Here is a 16,604-nt window from a genome sequence, read left to right on the forward strand (position 1 = left end):
AATAAACGGTAAAGTGAGAGTAATAGATAAGGTTTACCACATCCAGACCGTGAACGGTGCAATAGCGCATTTTAAGGGTTGGGTTAACGGAAAAATGAAAGGCGTAGCAACAAAGTATTTATCGAATTATCTTGCTTGGTTTAGGGAAAGCAACGCGAAGCTCAATAAACAAGAAATATTAGTCGCTGCCTATGGGTGACAACAGTGTTCTACAACAGAGCCTATTAAAAATACAAAAGGCCTCAAATAAGAGGCCTTTTAATTTTAGCTATTGGTTTAACGTTTTTAGCTATTTATAGGTCGTCAGCGTTTGCTGCTAGGTATTTTGCAACACCTTCAGGAGATGCTTCCATTGCAGGCTTGTCTTTAGCCCATTGTGCAGGACAAACTTCACCGTGCTCTTCGTGGAATTGCAGTGCATCAACCATGCGTAACATCTCATCAATGTTACGGCCTAGTGGAAGATCGTTAACCACTTGGTGACGTACAACACCCTTTTTGTCGATTAAGAAAGAACCACGTAACGCAACGCCTGCTTCTTCAAATTCTACGCCGTATGCTTGGCAAATTGTATGTTTCACATCAGCAACAAGTGGGTATTGAACTGCGCCGATACCACCGTCATTGATGGCAGTGTTACGCCATGCGTTATGCGAGAATTGAGAATCAATTGAAACACCAATCACTTCAACACCACGCGCTTGGAATTCACCAAAGCGTTTGTCGAATGCGATTAATTCAGAAGGACATACAAAGGTAAAATCAAGTGGGTAGAAAAAGATAACCGCTTCTTTACCTTTAGTGAACTCAGCAAAGTTAAAGTTATCTACGATGTCGCCATTACCTAGTACTGCGGCTGCTGTAAAGTCAGGTGCTTTTTTTGTTACTAATACCATGAGAATTTCCTATTAATAAAGAATGTTACAATCAGTTGGTTCGTGTTTATTTATACACGTAGCATGCAGGAAATGATAGGTGGAATCGAATTGTTTATATCAATTAGATTGATAGCTTATTCCTATCAATTGTTGGTAATTAAAAATTAATGACGATTAAAGTATCACCCTTATTGAGAAAATACTAATGAAATTATGGATAAGGCAGCCAAAACAATGGAAAAGCTAAAACCAAAAAATATCACCACGAAGTCACTACTCGACACAGAGAGCACGAAGACAATGCTGACAAAAGTCGGAAAAATCAAAGGGTCAGAGTCATTAATTTTTAATTTTTTTAACCTTCTTTTTTCTTCGTGCCTTCGTGGTTAATTATTTTTTGTGTTATGGGTTACGCCCAAACTTGGAGAAATCAGGTTTACGTTTTTCATTAAAGGCATTGCGCCCCTCTTGCGCCTCTTCGCTCATATAAAATAGCATAGTGGTATTACCTGCAAGCTCTTGTAAGCCTGCTTGACCATCACAGTCTGCATTGAGTGCCGCTTTTAAACAGCGTAGTGCCATTGGGCTATTTTGTAGGATTTCGCGACACCATTTGACCGTCTCTTTTTCTAAATCAGCAAGTGGCACAACAGTGTTGACGAGTCCCATATCAAGGGCTTCTTGTGCATCGTACATACGACACAGAAACCAAATTTCACGTGCTTTTTTCTGACCGACAATGCGTGCCATGTAACTTGCGCCCCAGCCACCATCAAAAGATCCCACCCTTGGGCCTGTTTGACCAAATTTTGCATTGTCAGCTGCTATCGTTAAATCACACATCATATGTAAAACATGACCGCCACCCACGGCATAACCTGCGACCATCGCGATAACAGGTTTGGGGCAGGTACGAATTTGACGTTGAAAATCAAGGACATTGAGGTGATGCCCGCCTTGTTCGTCTTTATAACCAGAATCACCACGCACACTTTGATCGCCACCTGAGCAGAAAGCAAGATCGCCTTCACCGGTTAAAATAATGACGCCAATTTTTGCATCGTAACGTGCATCACTCATTGCTTGCATCATCTCATTCACTGTTTTTGGACGAAAAGCGTTACGAATTTTGGGACGGTTAATGGTGATTTTAGCAATACCGTCCGCTTTAACATAAGTGATATCAGTAAATTCTAAGTCATTGTTTAACCATGTAATGGGTGCATAAAAATCGCTCATAAATCGCTCTTTTAGGTAAAGTTTTTTGAAATAAACGCCGCAAATTGTGTCGCGTTATATTGATGAATATTATGTCCTGCTCGTTCAAATTCGACCACGTTAATATTTGTTAGCTCATTAAGTTTACTTGAACCTTTTTTAAATTTTTTATCCTTTCCTCCATAACAGTAATGGATGGGTAACTGTGTTTTTTGCAAGTAGCTCAGGGAGTCTACTTGTTTACCAAGACTGGTTGCTAACAACATATTTGCTAAAGGCACACCGTAATTATTTAAGCGTTTACTGATAAGCATCTCTTTTTTTCGGTCGCTTAAATCGCTGAAAATATCTTGGTCATACCACTCAGAGAGTGTTTCGTTAATGCTTTGTATTGCAAATTTTCTTGCCCAACTATGATCCGACATAAAACGACGCTCTTTGGCCTGTTCATTGTCAAGTCCTGTGTGACTTGACTCCAGTAATAGTGCGATTAAACGCGGATCATGTTGTGTGCGTGCGTAATCCAATGCGATGCGACCACCGAGTGAGTAACCTATTAATGTGTATTCTTGTAGATTGAGATCGTCGAGTACATCTTTAATTAAATGATGGCAATGATTAAAGCCATCATGCAATGAGCTTTCCGTGCTCACTGACTTGCCGTGACCTGGCAAGTCAATGGCAACACAATGAAAATCATCTTTGAGTAATGTGATGGTTTCGCTCCAATCACTGCTACTGCCTAAAAAACCGTGTAAGAAAACCAGAGTGGGTTTGTTGTTACAACCTTGTTCTATTTTATGGAGTGGCATATTTTATTTGCTCTTTTAATTGTTCAAGTTGAATTGTGGTCTGCTGATTTTCTAAGGTTATCTCAATGAGTGAATGTTTTCTCTGTAAACATTGATTATAAATCGCTTTAAAATCGGCAAGTTGATTTGGATTGTGATAATCGATACAAAATTGATCACAACTTGCTTTAAAACTGAGACCGTGTGGAAGTTGATAAAAAGTCTGTTTTAGTTTTTCTGGCACGGGCAGTAGATTAAAAATAGCCCCCCCATCATTGTTGATAACAATAATAATAAAGGCTGTTTCAAGCTGCTTTAATAGTGCCAGTGAGTTTAAGTCATATAAAAATGAGTTATCACCAATTAACAGTGTGGTTATTTTTTTGCTGTTTTTAGCAATGCCTATGGTGGTTGCTAATAAACCATCAATGCCACTTGCACCTCGATTAGTGAAAATGTGCGCTTGGTTTGTATTCATCACCATATCAGTAAGGCGAATTGGCATACTGTTACCAATAAACAGTGGATTATCTGCGATTAACAAGGCATCTAACTGCTTAATAATGGTTATTTCACTTAAGGGTTGTTGTGCTAAAAAAGGCTCAACGACCTGTTTGGCTAACTGCTGATATGAGTGTTGAATGTTGTCAAACCAATCGCTTTTTATGACACTAAATTGCTGTACTTCTATCCACTGCGTGGCAGTGCAATTAAAGCGTTTATCGAGTTGATGATTTGCATCTATTCGTTGTTGGCTTTCATGTACCAAGTACAACGCACCATTGGCCTCTTTAATTAATAAAAGTAAACGTTTACTGACCAGTCGTTCCCCAAACTGAATGATTACATCTGCTTGTTGTAATTGTTTGTTGAAATTATCATTAATCAGTAACAGATCGTAATAAGCGAGATTGTTCTCTGCCCCCGATTGTGACGATTGAATATCGGCAAGCAGGGGGAACTGATGTGTTTTAGCAAATTGAACAACCGCTTTTGCCTCTTCTGTACAAGGTGTTTTAGCGAGAATAATTAATACTTTTTTGTCACTTAACGAATGTTCATTTGCCAGTTTGAACGTTTGACGATTAATATACTCTGTAAAAGGAAGGTTATTTTTTCTCCACTTTTTCAAACTGCTCAAATAATCACTGTAATCAACCATTTTCTCACTCGGATAGAGAGGCTCTGCAAAGGCAATATTAAAGTGAATGGGCGCAGGGTGGTTTTGTTGGCTATCTAAACCGTGATCAATTGTGGTGAGTAAATAATTAATATTGATCTCTGTGCTGGGTTGCACTATTTGACTGAAAAAAATGGGATAATTTGCAAATAGCCCTTGTTGATCAATCGCTTGATTTGCACCACAGTTGATAAGATCTGCCGGTCTATCTGCTGAGATGATAATTAACGGCAGGCCACTTTGTCGTGCTTCAATGACTGCGGGGTAAAGATTAGCAACGGCAGTGCCTGAAGTGGTAATAATTACCACGGGTCTTTGGCTTGATTGACATAAACCCAGTGCCAGAAAAGCTAATCCACGCTCATCAAAATGTAGGTGATGAGTGGCTTTTTTATGGTTAGCCACGGCAAGCGTTAAGGGCGTTGAGCGTGAACCTGGGGCAATACAAAAATCAGTAATACCATGACGTATTAACTCTTCAATAAAAAATGAAGCCCATAATAAGTTGATATTACTGGCGACAGCAGAGACAGTTGAGTTGGCAGAGCGTGCTTTTTTTTTGTTCATTAGTTGTCCTCTGTTTGGCTAATTATCTCTAAAACAGTATGGATTTTATTGTCAAGCTCCAGCCACTCTTGTTCCGCAATGGAGCCAGTGACAATACCCGCACCGGCAAAAAGTTTTATTTTGTTATTACTAATCAACGCGCTACGAATAGCGACACTAAAGTCACTTTTTTGCTCACTAATATAACCCACCGCACCTGCATACCAGCCCCGTAAATAGGGTTCATTATCATTAATAAATTGCAGAGCGGGCAATTTAGGAGAGCCACCTACAGCGGGTGTTGGGTGTAGTTTGTAAAGAAGATCTGCATCCGTTGTTTGTGGGGTTAATTGTGCATGAATAGGCACACAAAGGTGCTGTACATTATGCAGTTGCATTACTCTTGGCTGATCGCAAACAACATCGGCTTTTAAGCGTTTTAAGTTAGCAATAATAAATTCTTGTACCAAGTAATTTTCCCGATCAATTTTTTTGTCGGTGAGTAAGCTCTGTAATAAGATGGCATCTTCACGTGCATTGCGACCACGGTTTACTGTGCCTGCGAGTGCTTCTGTGTGTAGCTGGTTATTATGACGACTAAATAGACGTTCAGGAGAGCAACCGATAAAAATATAGTCTGCAGAGAATTGAAAACTAAAATGAAAGCTCGCGGGGTTGGCTATCTGCCACTGATAAAGTAGATCGCAGTGATTAATCGATTCACGGCAAACAAGTTCTGTTTGTCGTGATAGCACCACTTTAGGCAGTAGTGCTTTATATTCTATCGCGAGATCAACCAGTTCTGCCCACTGTTTTTTAGTGGGCAGATCGTGACGTGATAACAGTTCGGCATTCATATTTTGCAGTGCAACAGGGGGCTGTAGTTGGTCAATTAACGTTAAGCTTTGTGTTACCGAAAAGTGACTGTCAAAATGGCACGTTAATGTAAGTTTATTATCTTGTTCAATAAACTCAAGTGCGGGGCGAATAAAGCGTATCGCAGGAAAGTCTGGCCACTGCTCACCTTGTTGTTGGAACGCAAGCCCCCCATAATAACGTATATCACCCTTTACCTGTGGAATAGTCTCACTATCATCAATCGCGCCAAAGCAGACAATGGTTTGTAACAACTCTTTGTCTTGCCAATAGAGTGCAGGGAAAATAGTTTTTTGTGCTTTTAATAGCGCTAATAAGGGTTGTGATTCGAGTGTGATAAGTAAATTTTTATTGGGAAACTCTCCCTCAATCTCTCTAAAGTGTTGTAATTTTTTACGAATATTTTCAATCATTACATATACCCATGTACTAAACCGCTGTCTATATTTTTAAGTTAGATTTTGCTAATGTAGCGCGTAAATACCCATTAGCAATCAAGGTGCTGAGTTTTTCTCTTTGAATGATAACGGGTATATAGTCTTGTCACAATATAGAGTTGAATAATTAATGAAGAACCTTTCTGTTTGGTTAACTGCCTTACGTTTACGCACTTTACCACTTGCTACCGCTTCTATTATTGTCGCTGCTGGCATTGCTGTACATCATCAGATTTTCCAATTACCTATTTTCCTATTATCGCTTAGCACTGCTTTATTACTGCAAATCCTGTCAAATCTTGCTAATGATTATGGTGATGCAATAACAGGGGCGGATGATGAAAATCGCATTGGCCCATTGCGTGCGATGCAAACAGGAATCATTACACCTACTGCAATGAAAAAAGCGATACTGTTTACCACGTTACTTACTCTGCTCAGTGGCATTAGTTTGTTAATGGTTGCATTGGCAGGTGATCTGTTTAGCTGGTTACTTTTTTTAGGGTTAGGTTTGACCGCCATCATCGCCGCTATCACTTATACCATGGGCAAATTGCCTTATGGTTATCGTGCGTTAGGTGATATTGCTGTTTTTCTTTTTTTTGGTTTGCTCGGCGTGGTGGGCAGTTTTTACCTTTATGATCTGAGTTTTGATTGGTTATTGCTGTTGCCTGCATCAAGTATCGGTCTCTTATCGGCCGCCGTGTTAAACATTAATAATATGCGCGATCTGGAAAACGACCGAAAATATAATAAAACCACGCTGGTGGTTTTGTTTGGTCGAGCGCATGCTTTAAAATATCACCTCTTTATTATTTTGATAGCACCACTGCTTACTGCTTATTATTTATATCGCCTGCCTGAAACACAAACATGGCAATATATTTTTCTTTTAGCGATGAGCCCCCTGCTAAAAAGTTGTTTAGCACTTCATAATGTGATTAATGAAAAACAGCCCTCGGGTGAGCTGTTTAATGAGCAGTTAAAAAATACGGCCATTAGCACTTTTGTCTTTTCAATGTTATTTGCCTTGGTTTTAATTCCGCAATAGTCTATTTTTCAGATCTTAGCGTGAAATCCCTCATTTTTACTGAGTTCAACTAAAAATATGCTGAAAAAATCAACATATTTTTAGTTTTTTTCAAATTCTGTGTTCTGTTTAACAGAAAGATTGAGTATAATGCGCGCGGAATATTGACTACGATTTTTTACTAACAGAGTATAAAAAATGACAGAATTAAGTAAATACAGAAACATTGGTATTTTCGCGCACGTTGATGCGGGTAAAACCACAACCACAGAACGTATCCTAAAATTAACTGGCCAGATCCACAAAACTGGTGAAGTACATGACGGCGAATCTACAACTGACTTCATGGAACAGGAAGCTGAGCGCGGTATTACTATTCAGTCTGCAGCGGTAACTTGTTTCTGGAACGAGCACCGTTTAAACGTTATCGATACTCCTGGACACGTTGACTTCACTGTTGAAGTTTACCGTTCACTTAAAGTACTTGATGGTGGTATCGGTGTATTCTGTGGTTCTGGTGGTGTTGAACCACAATCAGAAACTAACTGGCGCTACGCGAATGACTCAAAAGTTGCACGTATTATCTTTGTAAACAAATTAGACCGTATGGGTGCTGATTTTTACCGTGTTGTTAAGCAAACTGAAACGGTTTTAGGTGCTAACCCACTTATCATGGTGCTACCAATCGGTATCGAAGATGAATTCGTAGGTGTTGTTGACTTGCTTACACGTAAAGCATGGATATGGGATGACTCAGGCGAGCCTGAAAACTACGAAATCACTGATGTGCCTGCGGACATGGTTGATAAAGTAGAAGAGTACCGTGAGCTGTTACTTGATACTGCGCTTGAGCAAGATGATGATCTACTTGAAGCTTACATGGAAGGCGATGAGCCATCTATAGAAGATATCAAACGTTGTATCCGTGCTGGTACACGTACAATGGACTTCTTCCCAACTTACTGTGGTTCTGCATTTAAAAACAAAGGTGTGCAAAACATTCTTAACGCTGTTGTTGATTACCTACCTTGTCCTACAGATGTTGATCCACAACCTCTTACAGACGAAGAAGGCGAGCCAAATGGTGAGTTTGCAATTGTTTCTACAGAAGAAACATTCAAAGCGTTAGCATTTAAAATCACTGATGACCGTTTTGGCGCACTGACTTTCGTTCGTATCTACTCAGGTACACTGAAGAAAGGCGATACCATCATGAACGCTGCCACAGGTAAAACTGAGCGTATTGGTCGTATGTGTGAAATGCAAGCGGATGAGCGTAAAGAGTTATCTTCAGCGCAAGCGGGTGACATTATCGCTATCGTTGGTATGAAAACTAACGTACAAACGGGTCACACATTATGTGATCCAAAAAATCCTGTTGTTTTAGAAGCAATGGTATTCCCTAACCCAGTGATCTCTATCTCTGTTACACCAAAAGATAAAGGTTCTACTGAGAAAATGGGTGTTGCTATCGGTAAAATGGTTGCAGAAGATCCAACATTTAAAGTTGAAACTGACATAGATTCAGGTGAAACAATCCTCTCGGGTATGGGTGAGCTTCACTTAGACATCAAAGTAGATATCCTAAAACGTACCTACGGTGTTGAGTTAATTGTTGGTGAACCTCAAGTTGCTTACCGTGAAACGATCACGCAAGCGGTTGAAGATTCGTACACACATAAGAAACAATCTGGTGGTTCTGGTCAATTTGGTAAAATTGATTACAACATCAAACCAGGTGAGCCAGGCACTGGTTTCGTATTCAAATCTACCGTTACTGGTGGTAACGTACCAAAAGAGTTCTTCCCAGCGATTGAGAAAGGCTTTAAAGGCATGATGGATAACGGTGTACTAGCGGGCTTCCCTGTACTTGACGTTGAAATCGAATTGACTGATGGTGGTTTCCATGCCGTGGATTCATCTGCAGTTGCATTTGAATTAGCAGCACGTGGTGCATTCCGTCAGTCTATCCCTAAAGCGGGTGCACAACTTCTTGAGCCTATCATGGCTGTAGACGTGTTCACTCCAGATGATCACGTTGGTGATGTTATTGGTGACCTTAGCCGTCGTCGTGGCATGATCGCTGGTCAAGAAGCGGGTGTTACAGGTGTTCGTATTAAAGCTGACGTACCTCTTTCAGAGATGTTTGGTTACATCGGTTCTTTACGTACAATGACATCAGGCCGTGGTCAGTTCTCTATGGAGTTCAAAAACTACATGCCTTGTCCTGCTTCTGTTGCAGAAGGCGTGATTGAGAAAGTGAAAGAAGAGAAAGAAGCCGCTAGAAAGAAATAAGTTTTCTTAACTAGCTAAGGATCGGCTTCAAAAGTACTTGCGCTTTTGTTTTCAAAATAACCAGTAATTTCAGGTTTCTTGAAAATAATTAAGGATCGGCTTCAAAATTACTTGTGCTTTTGTTTTCAAAATAACCAGTAATTTCAGGTTTTTTGAAAAGAATTTAGCGCAAGTTATTGTGTAACGATTCCTAAATCTTCTAAAGCCCTAACGATGAAAATTGTTAGGGCTTTTTTGTACCTGAAGTTTATTAATGTTTGGGTATTAAATTCAGTTTTTTACGTACAATGTTGCAGGGCGAATTAGACGGCAGTCTAGTGTTATGAGCGGAGGAACTCTGAGACTCCTTTGGTGGTCAGTTCTCTATGGCATTCAAAAATATCATGTTGTATCAGCTTGTCAATTAAAGTAAGGTGTAAGTTTTTTGTTAGGTGAAATATTAGTTTTCATTATAGATATCAAAACTAACTGTTAATCCTGCCTCACAACGCTGAACAACCTTTTCACCTAACCTCTCTTTAAGTAACGCCTGTGCTTCTTTACCTGTGCAATGGCCGGGGTAGAGTTGTTTGAGCTGTAATGATTGTAAAAAATCAGCACTGTGTTGTAAACGTTCTGAACGGGCATTGTGTAGATGTAGCCCACCTAAAATAGTATGGATCTGTTGTGTTGAAGATTGTTTTTGAATCTTGGTTACGGTGTTTTCAATACCGGCATGACAGCAACCTGTGATGATAACGATGCCCTGTTTTGTATTTATCCATAGGCTTTGATCATCGAGTAACAGATCTTCTTTATCGGCTTGTTTATCTAAATAAAACGGACCACTGCATAATTCTAATGGTTGTTTTCTCTCTATTTGACCCGTTAAGTTAATCGCTGATGTTACCTGACTCGGCTGAGAATTTGCTTTAACTCTGCATAGCAAGGTGTTTTTAATGGCGGTAACTGCACTTTCTGATAGTGCGATATTACGAATGCCTCTTGCATCTATTGAGTAACGGGTTTGTAGGCAATCTGGATGTAGGTGTAAATTAGCATTCGGGTTATTTTTTAATAACCATTCAAGATTGCCTCCATGATCATAATGGCCATGACTTAAAATAATCTCATCTAGCCCAGTTAATTGAATACCTAATTTTTTTGCGTTGTAAAACAGTGCCTCATTTTGCCCTGCATCAAACAGGATACGTTGATTATTATGTTCAATTAAAACTGCAAAGCCATGCTCCGCTTGTAAGTCCCCACTTACGTTGTTATCCACTAAAACGGTAATAGTTAATCTCTCACTCATTTTTTGATCGCCTTTTTCATAAAACGTGCATCTGCTTTGACCATTAATTTATTTCCAACGTAGATTTCTGCTTTCACTTTATAGAGTATGAAGTAGTTTGAAATGACTTCTGCTTTGATCAGTAGTTCACTGTTAATCGGCACTTCATGTAAAAACCGGATGTTCATATCGGCGGTGACCGCTTCAATATTTTTATTGAAAACGACCTGACACATTGCGCCATCTAAAAGAACCGATAAAAAACCACCATGAAGGATTCCTTGGTAGCCTTGTTGATGACTATTACCTTTAAATAAAGCCCATGCATGATGATATTGATCGCTATAAAAATTAATTTTTAAACCTAATAAAGAGTGTGATCCACACACCATACAATGTTGATGACTTTGCTGTTTATTTATCGCGTTTAATCGCACCTCAGATGTTGTTTGACTTAAGTCAGTAATTTTTTGTTTTAACCTTTTTTTAGTCTGCATTTTGATACCTATGTAAAAATAGTAGTTGGCATATGCTAACTACTGGGTTAGCATATCATTGCTACTCATAAATAGGTAATTGAACTTGTTGTCAATCAAAGTACTTTACTCAGTTGCTCGCTCAGATACCAAGGTGAATTATCTATCGACATTGATAAAATGAAAATATTTAACAATGTGTTAGGAAGTTCGATTAACTGCCGACTGGAGCCGATTCACTTCACCACTTACTAAATTTTACACCTTAAATAATAATGAGTATTAAATGAGACCAAAAATAAAACGCCATATTTGTAAAAGTAATTGTGCAAAATTCAGGCTATTCAAACCCAATGGTATACCCGCATCTGAGCTTGAAAAAATTGAACTTGCTGAAGATGAATTCGAAGCGATGCGCCTTGTTGATCTTGAGCTACTAGCACAACAAGATGCAGCACTTCAAATGCAGGTTTCTCGGCAAACATTTGCCAATATTTTAAAAAGTGCACGCCAGAAAGTGAGTAATGCGTTGGTCAATGGACATGCGTTAGTATTAGGAAAAAAAGAATAATGGATAAATTAGAGTGTAAAACGTGTGCTGGGAAATTGACAAAAATCGGCAAAGTAAATTTGTATTGTCCCACATGTGAAGTCCACTATGGTGTAAAGAGTAACTGTAAAGTGTGTGCTGATGAACTTGAACGATTGGTTGCCTGTGGTGCTGTCGATTTTTGGTGTAACCAGTGTAATGAGTTAAAAAGTAAATCATCGGCCAATTATCAATTAATACCGTCTACCGATTATCAAATAACAGAGGAAAAATGATGACTTATGCAATTGCAATGACCGATAAAAAACTATCACACCACTTTTCAAAAGCGGAAATATTTAGTTTTTATGATGAACAAAATAGAGAGGTTGCTGTTTATAAAAATCCAGTCTTGGCCGTGTCTGGGTATTCTGGAAAGAGATTGCTTATCAACTTATTAAAAGAGCGTCAATGCCATACGGTGATTGTGCGCAAGATTGGTGAGAAAACCTTAGCTAAGTTACTTAATGCGGGTTTCAACGTGGTGCAAGGAAATACACGTAATAGCGTTGAACTGCTATTAAATAACGCTCGCTTAGATACACATCGTCTCACTGATCCATCACAAGGGGTAAAGAAAAAAACAAATTGTTGTGGCCATCATTAAGAATCGGCTTCAAAATTACTGCGCTTTTGTTTTCAAAATAACCAGTCATTTCAGGTTTTTTTACTGATGTCGATAGGTGTTATTTTTAGTCAGAAAAGAATAAAGGGCAGTTGTGGTGGCCTTGCGAGTGTGGGTATTGATAAAAGTTGTGACTGCGAGGATAGCTGTGAAGCATCGATTCGATTATATCAAATTCAGGAGCCTTCGCGTCAAACCAAAAAATAATTTAGTGAGCTTTAATTAGTTAAGGGAGTTATTGAAGCTCTGTTAAACTCATTTTTTGTTTTTTCTTGGTAACCATTATTAACTATTTTTTTATCCTGCTTTTACTGCCTTTTACTGCCTTTTACTGCTTTTTCAATGCAAGGGAATCAAACGAATCACTCATTTTATCAAGCTAAAAAGATGCTTGAGGGGGATGTTTATCAAAAGGATAAACAACGCACTACTCTCTATTGTGAAGCGCGTTTTAACGTAAACAAGCAGATACGTTTTCCTGAGGGTTTTACCACCAGTAAATATAAAAAACGTGCTAAAAAAGTAGAGTGGGAGCATGTTGTGCCTGCTGAAAACTTTGGTCGTCACTTTAAAGCGTGGCGAGAGGGGGATAAGCATTGTGTGACCAGTAAAGGAAAAGCTTATAAGGGACGACGCGGTGCAGAGAAAACCAATCAAAATTACCGTTTGATGCAAGCTGATATGTACAATTTATATCCCGCCATTGGTGCTGTGAATGCAAAACGTAGCAACTATAACTTCGTGATGTTAAAGGGTGATAAAAATAGTTTTGCTCGTTGCGCCATGAAAATTTCCAATCGAAAAGCAGAACCGCCAAAAAATACACGTGGCATGATCGCCCGTAGTTACCTTTATATGCATGAGAGTTATAAAAGATACAGTATGAGCCACCAGCAACATCAACTGATGAGTGCTTGGAATAAACAGTTTTCTGTTACGCCGTGGGAATGTTTACGCGCACAGCGCATTGCTAAGTTACAAGGTAATGAAAGTGCTATTTTAGTGAAAAACTGTACGTTAGCTGGTTTTAACTAAGAATAATTTCACGCACAAATCGACTGCCAAAGTAAGCAAGTGTAAGCAGTGACGAACCAACTATGGTGATATAAACCGTTAAGCGTCCACGCCACCCCTGTCTGAAGTGCCCCCATAATAGAACACCATAGATAACCCAAGCAATCAGTGAAAGTATTGCTTTATGTGCTTTGCCTTGTGCAAACATATCTTCTAAAAAGATAAACCCCGTTAATAGCGTACAACTGAGCAGAATAAAACCGATAAAAATAAACTGAAACAAGCTTTTTTCAAGGGTCATCATGGGGGGCATATTGATTTTAGTGAGTGGTAATTTATGGTTTTTTAAGCGGTAATCTAAGTAAGCAAGTTGTAGCGCTAGTAGGCTTGCGATACTCAGTATTGAATAAGCAAGTAGTGCAAAAATAATGTGTGCTCCGACTTGTGGATGTGTTTCTAAATGGGTCACAAAATGGCTCGGAAGATAGCTTGCGGCAACAAAGTTCAGTGCGCTAAAACCATATACGATAGGTAACAGTACACCTGTATTTAAACGTTTACTGGCTAATGTACTGAGTAGCGAGATAATAAAAGTGACCAAGGAAACAACATTTAAGATTTGTAGATCTTGTCCATTAACGGTAAATAGGTGCTGGTATAACCAAAACGTATGTGTTGTTAACGCCACAACAATAAAGCTAACAAAGCTGTTTGAGAGTGTTTTTCTTGAAGAAAGTAGCTGATTGCTGGCAACCATAGCCGCCACTACATAAAAAATCCCACTTATTAATGCTAAATAATCCATATCTACCTTTCTACCTATTTCATATAAGTACTTAATTATATGCAAATTTGAGCAGATGAGAAGTTAATACTACTTTGAAAGTTAATGTTGAGTATAATATTGCACATTCTATTTTAATTTTTAGCAGTGAGAGCCAAGCATGTTTGAGAATTTAACTGACCGATTGTCGAAAACCTTAAAAACGATCAGTGGTAAAGGCCGCTTAACAGAAGACAATATCAAAGCAACGCTACGTGAAGTGCGTATGGCGCTATTAGAAGCTGATGTTGCTTTGCCTGTGGTACGTGATTTTATTAAAGCGGTAAAAAAACGTGCTGTTGGCCGTGAAGTCACTAAAACATTAAATCCTGGTCAGGCTTTCCTAAAAATTGTTCAAACTGAACTTGAATCGGCAATGGGTGAAGTAAATGAATCACTAAATCTTGCCATGCAGCCACCTGCTATTTTATTAATGGCGGGTTTACAAGGTGCGGGCAAAACAACCACGGTTGCAAAACTAGCGCGCTTATTAAAAAACAAAGAGAAAAAGTCGGTATTAGTTGTGAGTGCCGATATCTACCGTCCTGCTGCCATTAAACAGTTAGAAACGTTAGCGGGCGAAGTTGATGTTGAGTTTTTCCCGAGTGATATTACCCAAAAGCCGATTGATATTGCCAACGCGGCGATAGATCATGCGAAAAAGAAATTTATCGATGTGGTGATAGTCGATACCGCAGGTCGTTTACATGTAGATGGCGCAATGATGGATGAGCTTATCGACCTTCATGCTGCAATCAACCCAATTGAAACCTTGTTTGTTGTTGATGCAATGACCGGACAAGATGCTGCTAATACAGCCAAAGCCTTTAATGAAGCATTGCCGTTAACCGGTATTATCTTAACGAAAGCCGATGGTGATGCGCGTGGTGGTGCCGCGCTTTCTATTCGCCATATTACGGGTAAACCGATTAAGTTTATCGGCATGGGCGAAAAAGTGGATGCGTTAGAAGCATTCCACCCAGACAGAATCGCTTCTCGTATTTTAGGCATGGGTGACATGCTTACTTTAATTGAAGATCTTGAGCAAAAAGTTGATAAGAAAAAAGCTGAGAAATTGGTTAAAAAACTCAAGAAAGGCAAAGGGTTTGATCTTGAAGATTTTCGTGATCAACTGGTACAAATGAAAGATATGGGTGGCATGGCTGGCATGATGGATAAGCTGCCAGGCATGGGACAAGTCTCTGATACAATGAAAGAGCAAGTGAATGATAAAGCCACCAATCAAATGGAAGCAATTATTAACTCAATGACTAAAAAAGAGCGTAGTAAACCTGAAATCATTAAAGGCGGTCGTAAGCGTCGTATTGCCACGGGCTCTGGTACACAGATTCAAGATGTAAATAAACTACTTAAACAGTTTACTCAGATGCAAAAAATGATGAAGAAGATGTCTGGCAAAGGCGGTATGCGTAAAATGATGTCTGGTATGCAAGGCATGTTAGGTGGCGCTGGTGGCATGGGCGCAATGGGTGGTGCGGTGCCTCCTGGGTTGGGCGGTTTTAGAAAAAGATAGCGTCGTTTCCACATTAATAATTTAAAAGCCAGATGATTTTTATCTGGCTTTTTGTTTTATAGTACTTCGTTTTAGTGCCGATATTTTAATCAAAAGTGTGATTTTGATTGTTATTTTCGCGTAAAAGAGTATGATTCTGCAGCTTTCTACAAAAGCAGGCGGTCAGCATTTGCTGACTAATTATACGTTTAACAATATATAGAGGACGATATGGTAACTATTCGTTTAGCTCGTGGCGGCCAAAAAAAGCGCCCATTCTACCAAGTGGTAGTAACTGATAGCCGTAACGCACGTGACGGTCGCTTCATCGAGAAAGTGGGTTTCTTTAACCCAACAGCTCAAGGTAAAGCAGAAAAATTACGTTTAGATACAGATCGCATTGACCACTGGGTTGCACTTGGTGCACAGCTTAGTGATCGTGTAGCTAAATTAGTAAAAGATAACGCAAAAGTAGCTGCATAATTGCAGTTAGGTGAGGAGAAAAAGGTGAGCAACATAGCAGAGCCAATTGTAATCGGGAAGTTTGGTGCCGTTCACGGTATTAAAGGCTGGTTAAAAATTCACTCCTACACCGATGATGCTGAAAGTATTTTTCAATATCAGCCATTGTTAATGAAATACCAAGGGCAACTTCAAGCGGTGAATATCACTGAGTGGAAACGTCATAGTGGTACTTTTGTTGCAAAGATAAAAAGCTTTGATGTACGCGAAGAGTCACAAGCCCTTGTGGGCATTGAACTTCTTGTGAGCGAAGAAGAACTTCCTGAACTGGAAGATGATTTTTATTGGCGTGATTTGATCGGGTGTCAGGTACATACTGACCAAGGTTATCATTTAGGTGTTGTCACCGACATGATGGAAACTGGCTCTAAAGATGTGCTGGTGGTTAAAGCTAACTCGAACGATGCTTTTGGACAAAAAGAGCGGTTAATTCCGTTTATTAAAGAGCAGGTAGTATCGAATGTCGATATTGCAGGCAAACTAATTACAGTTAATTGGGAACCTGATTTCTGATTACC

The 16,604-nt window shown here is 39.3% G+C and carries 18 protein-coding genes and 1 pseudogene; 11 read left to right on the forward strand and 8 right to left on the reverse strand.

Annotated features, from left to right (window positions below; all coding sequences use genetic code 11):
* Nucleotides 1-199, forward strand: a pseudogene (locus G322_RS0102155) (IS1595 family transposase); the annotation flags it as partial.
* Between the two features lie 94 nt (nt 200-293).
* On the opposite strand, the gene G322_RS0102160 reads toward G322_RS0102155, so the two are convergent.
* From G322_RS0102160 to G322_RS0102185, 5 genes are all read right to left on the reverse strand, one after another.
* A complete protein-coding gene (locus G322_RS0102160; protein WP_022940171.1) occupies nt 294-896 on the reverse strand; it encodes a peroxiredoxin C in 603 nt (200 codons plus the stop codon).
* A 384-nt stretch (nt 897-1,280) separates the two neighbouring features.
* Nucleotides 1,281-2,117, reverse strand: a complete 837-nt coding sequence (gene menB / locus G322_RS0102170) for a 1,4-dihydroxy-2-naphthoyl-CoA synthase (RefSeq protein WP_022940173.1) — start codon at nt 2,115-2,117, stop codon at nt 1,281-1,283.
* An 11-nt stretch (nt 2,118-2,128) separates the two neighbouring features.
* On the reverse strand, nt 2,129-2,908 hold the full coding sequence (menH, locus tag G322_RS0102175; protein ID WP_022940174.1) for a 2-succinyl-6-hydroxy-2,4-cyclohexadiene-1-carboxylate synthase: 780 nt from the start codon (nt 2,906-2,908) through the stop codon (nt 2,129-2,131).
* Nucleotides 2,895-4,634 (reverse strand): 2-succinyl-5-enolpyruvyl-6-hydroxy-3-cyclohexene-1-carboxylic-acid synthase, encoded by a 1,740-nt coding sequence (gene menD / locus G322_RS0102180; RefSeq protein ID WP_022940175.1) that lies wholly within the window; start codon nt 4,632-4,634, stop codon nt 2,895-2,897. Before menD ends, menH begins: the two co-directional genes overlap by 14 nt.
* Nucleotides 4,634-5,902, reverse strand: coding sequence for an isochorismate synthase (locus tag G322_RS0102185; RefSeq protein WP_022940176.1), 1,269 nt, complete (start codon nt 5,900-5,902; stop codon nt 4,634-4,636). The genes menD and G322_RS0102185 overlap by 1 nt, the downstream gene beginning before the upstream one ends.
* 154 nt (nt 5,903-6,056) lie before the next feature.
* On the opposite strand from G322_RS0102185, the gene menA reads away from it, so the two are divergent.
* Both menA and fusA read left to right on the forward strand, forming a co-directional pair.
* Nucleotides 6,057-6,977, forward strand: coding sequence for a 1,4-dihydroxy-2-naphthoate octaprenyltransferase (gene menA, locus G322_RS0102190; protein ID WP_022940177.1), 921 nt, complete (start codon nt 6,057-6,059; stop codon nt 6,975-6,977).
* 177 nt (nt 6,978-7,154) lie between these two features.
* A complete protein-coding gene (gene fusA / locus G322_RS0102195; RefSeq protein ID WP_022940178.1) occupies nt 7,155-9,251 on the forward strand; it encodes an elongation factor G in 2,097 nt (698 codons plus the stop codon).
* Nucleotides 9,252-9,690: 439 nt separating this feature from the next.
* Here the strand turns inward: fusA and G322_RS19755 are convergent, their stop codons facing one another.
* Both G322_RS19755 and G322_RS19760 read right to left on the reverse strand, forming a co-directional pair.
* The gene (locus G322_RS19755) at nt 9,691-10,545 is read right to left on the reverse strand and encodes an MBL fold metallo-hydrolase (RefSeq protein ID WP_022940179.1); all 855 of its coding nucleotides are present in this window, start codon (nt 10,543-10,545) and stop codon (nt 9,691-9,693) included.
* Nucleotides 10,542-11,021 (reverse strand): PaaI family thioesterase, encoded by a 480-nt coding sequence (locus G322_RS19760; protein WP_022940180.1) that lies wholly within the window; start codon nt 11,019-11,021, stop codon nt 10,542-10,544. The genes G322_RS19755 and G322_RS19760 overlap by 4 nt, the downstream gene beginning before the upstream one ends.
* 265 nt (nt 11,022-11,286) lie before the next feature.
* Between G322_RS19760 and G322_RS0102210 the strand changes: the two genes are divergently transcribed.
* From G322_RS0102210 to G322_RS0102230, 5 genes are all read left to right on the forward strand, one after another.
* Entirely contained in the window at nt 11,287-11,571 is a 285-nt protein-coding gene (locus tag G322_RS0102210; RefSeq protein ID WP_022940181.1) for a DUF134 domain-containing protein, read from the forward strand.
* Nucleotides 11,571-11,825: a YfgJ family double zinc ribbon protein gene (locus tag G322_RS0102215; protein WP_022940182.1), complete on the forward strand. Its 255-nt coding sequence runs from the start codon at nt 11,571-11,573 to the stop codon at nt 11,823-11,825. The genes G322_RS0102210 and G322_RS0102215 overlap by 1 nt, the downstream gene beginning before the upstream one ends.
* Nucleotides 11,822-12,196, forward strand: a complete 375-nt coding sequence (locus tag G322_RS0102220) for a NifB/NifX family molybdenum-iron cluster-binding protein (protein ID WP_245542279.1) — start codon at nt 11,822-11,824, stop codon at nt 12,194-12,196. The genes G322_RS0102215 and G322_RS0102220 overlap by 4 nt, the downstream gene beginning before the upstream one ends.
* Nucleotides 12,197-12,262: 66 nt before the next feature.
* Nucleotides 12,263-12,421 carry a (Na+)-NQR maturation NqrM gene (gene nqrM, locus G322_RS22570; RefSeq protein ID WP_022940184.1) on the forward strand — a complete coding sequence of 53 codons (159 nt, stop codon included), beginning with the start codon at nt 12,263-12,265 and terminating at the stop codon, nt 12,419-12,421.
* A gap of 135 nt (nt 12,422-12,556) precedes the next feature.
* On the forward strand, nt 12,557-13,249 hold the full coding sequence (locus G322_RS0102230; RefSeq protein ID WP_022940185.1) for an endonuclease: 693 nt from the start codon (nt 12,557-12,559) through the stop codon (nt 13,247-13,249).
* Here G322_RS0102230 and G322_RS0102235 read toward each other — a convergent pair.
* Complete coding sequence (locus G322_RS0102235; RefSeq protein ID WP_022940186.1) at nt 13,242-14,033, reverse strand: cytochrome C assembly family protein; 792 nt, start codon at nt 14,031-14,033, stop codon at nt 13,242-13,244. The two genes, G322_RS0102230 and G322_RS0102235, sit on opposite strands and share 8 nt — an antisense overlap.
* Nucleotides 14,034-14,172: 139 nt before the next feature.
* On the opposite strand from G322_RS0102235, the gene ffh reads away from it, so the two are divergent.
* From ffh to rimM, 3 genes are all read left to right on the forward strand, one after another.
* Nucleotides 14,173-15,585: a signal recognition particle protein gene (gene ffh / locus G322_RS0102240; RefSeq protein WP_022940187.1), complete on the forward strand. Its 1,413-nt coding sequence runs from the start codon at nt 14,173-14,175 to the stop codon at nt 15,583-15,585.
* 210 nt (nt 15,586-15,795) lie between these two features.
* The gene (gene rpsP, locus G322_RS0102245) at nt 15,796-16,047 is read left to right on the forward strand and encodes a 30S ribosomal protein S16 (RefSeq protein WP_022940188.1); all 252 of its coding nucleotides are present in this window, start codon (nt 15,796-15,798) and stop codon (nt 16,045-16,047) included.
* 24 nt (nt 16,048-16,071) lie between these two features.
* The gene (gene rimM / locus G322_RS0102250) at nt 16,072-16,599 is read left to right on the forward strand and encodes a ribosome maturation factor RimM (protein ID WP_022940189.1); all 528 of its coding nucleotides are present in this window, start codon (nt 16,072-16,074) and stop codon (nt 16,597-16,599) included.
* The last annotated feature ends 5 nt before the right edge of the window (nt 16,600-16,604 follow it).

Origin of the sequence: Psychromonas hadalis ATCC BAA-638 (assembly GCF_000420245.1) — a bacterium.
Classification (GTDB): domain Bacteria; phylum Pseudomonadota; class Gammaproteobacteria; order Enterobacterales; family Psychromonadaceae; genus Psychromonas; species Psychromonas hadalis.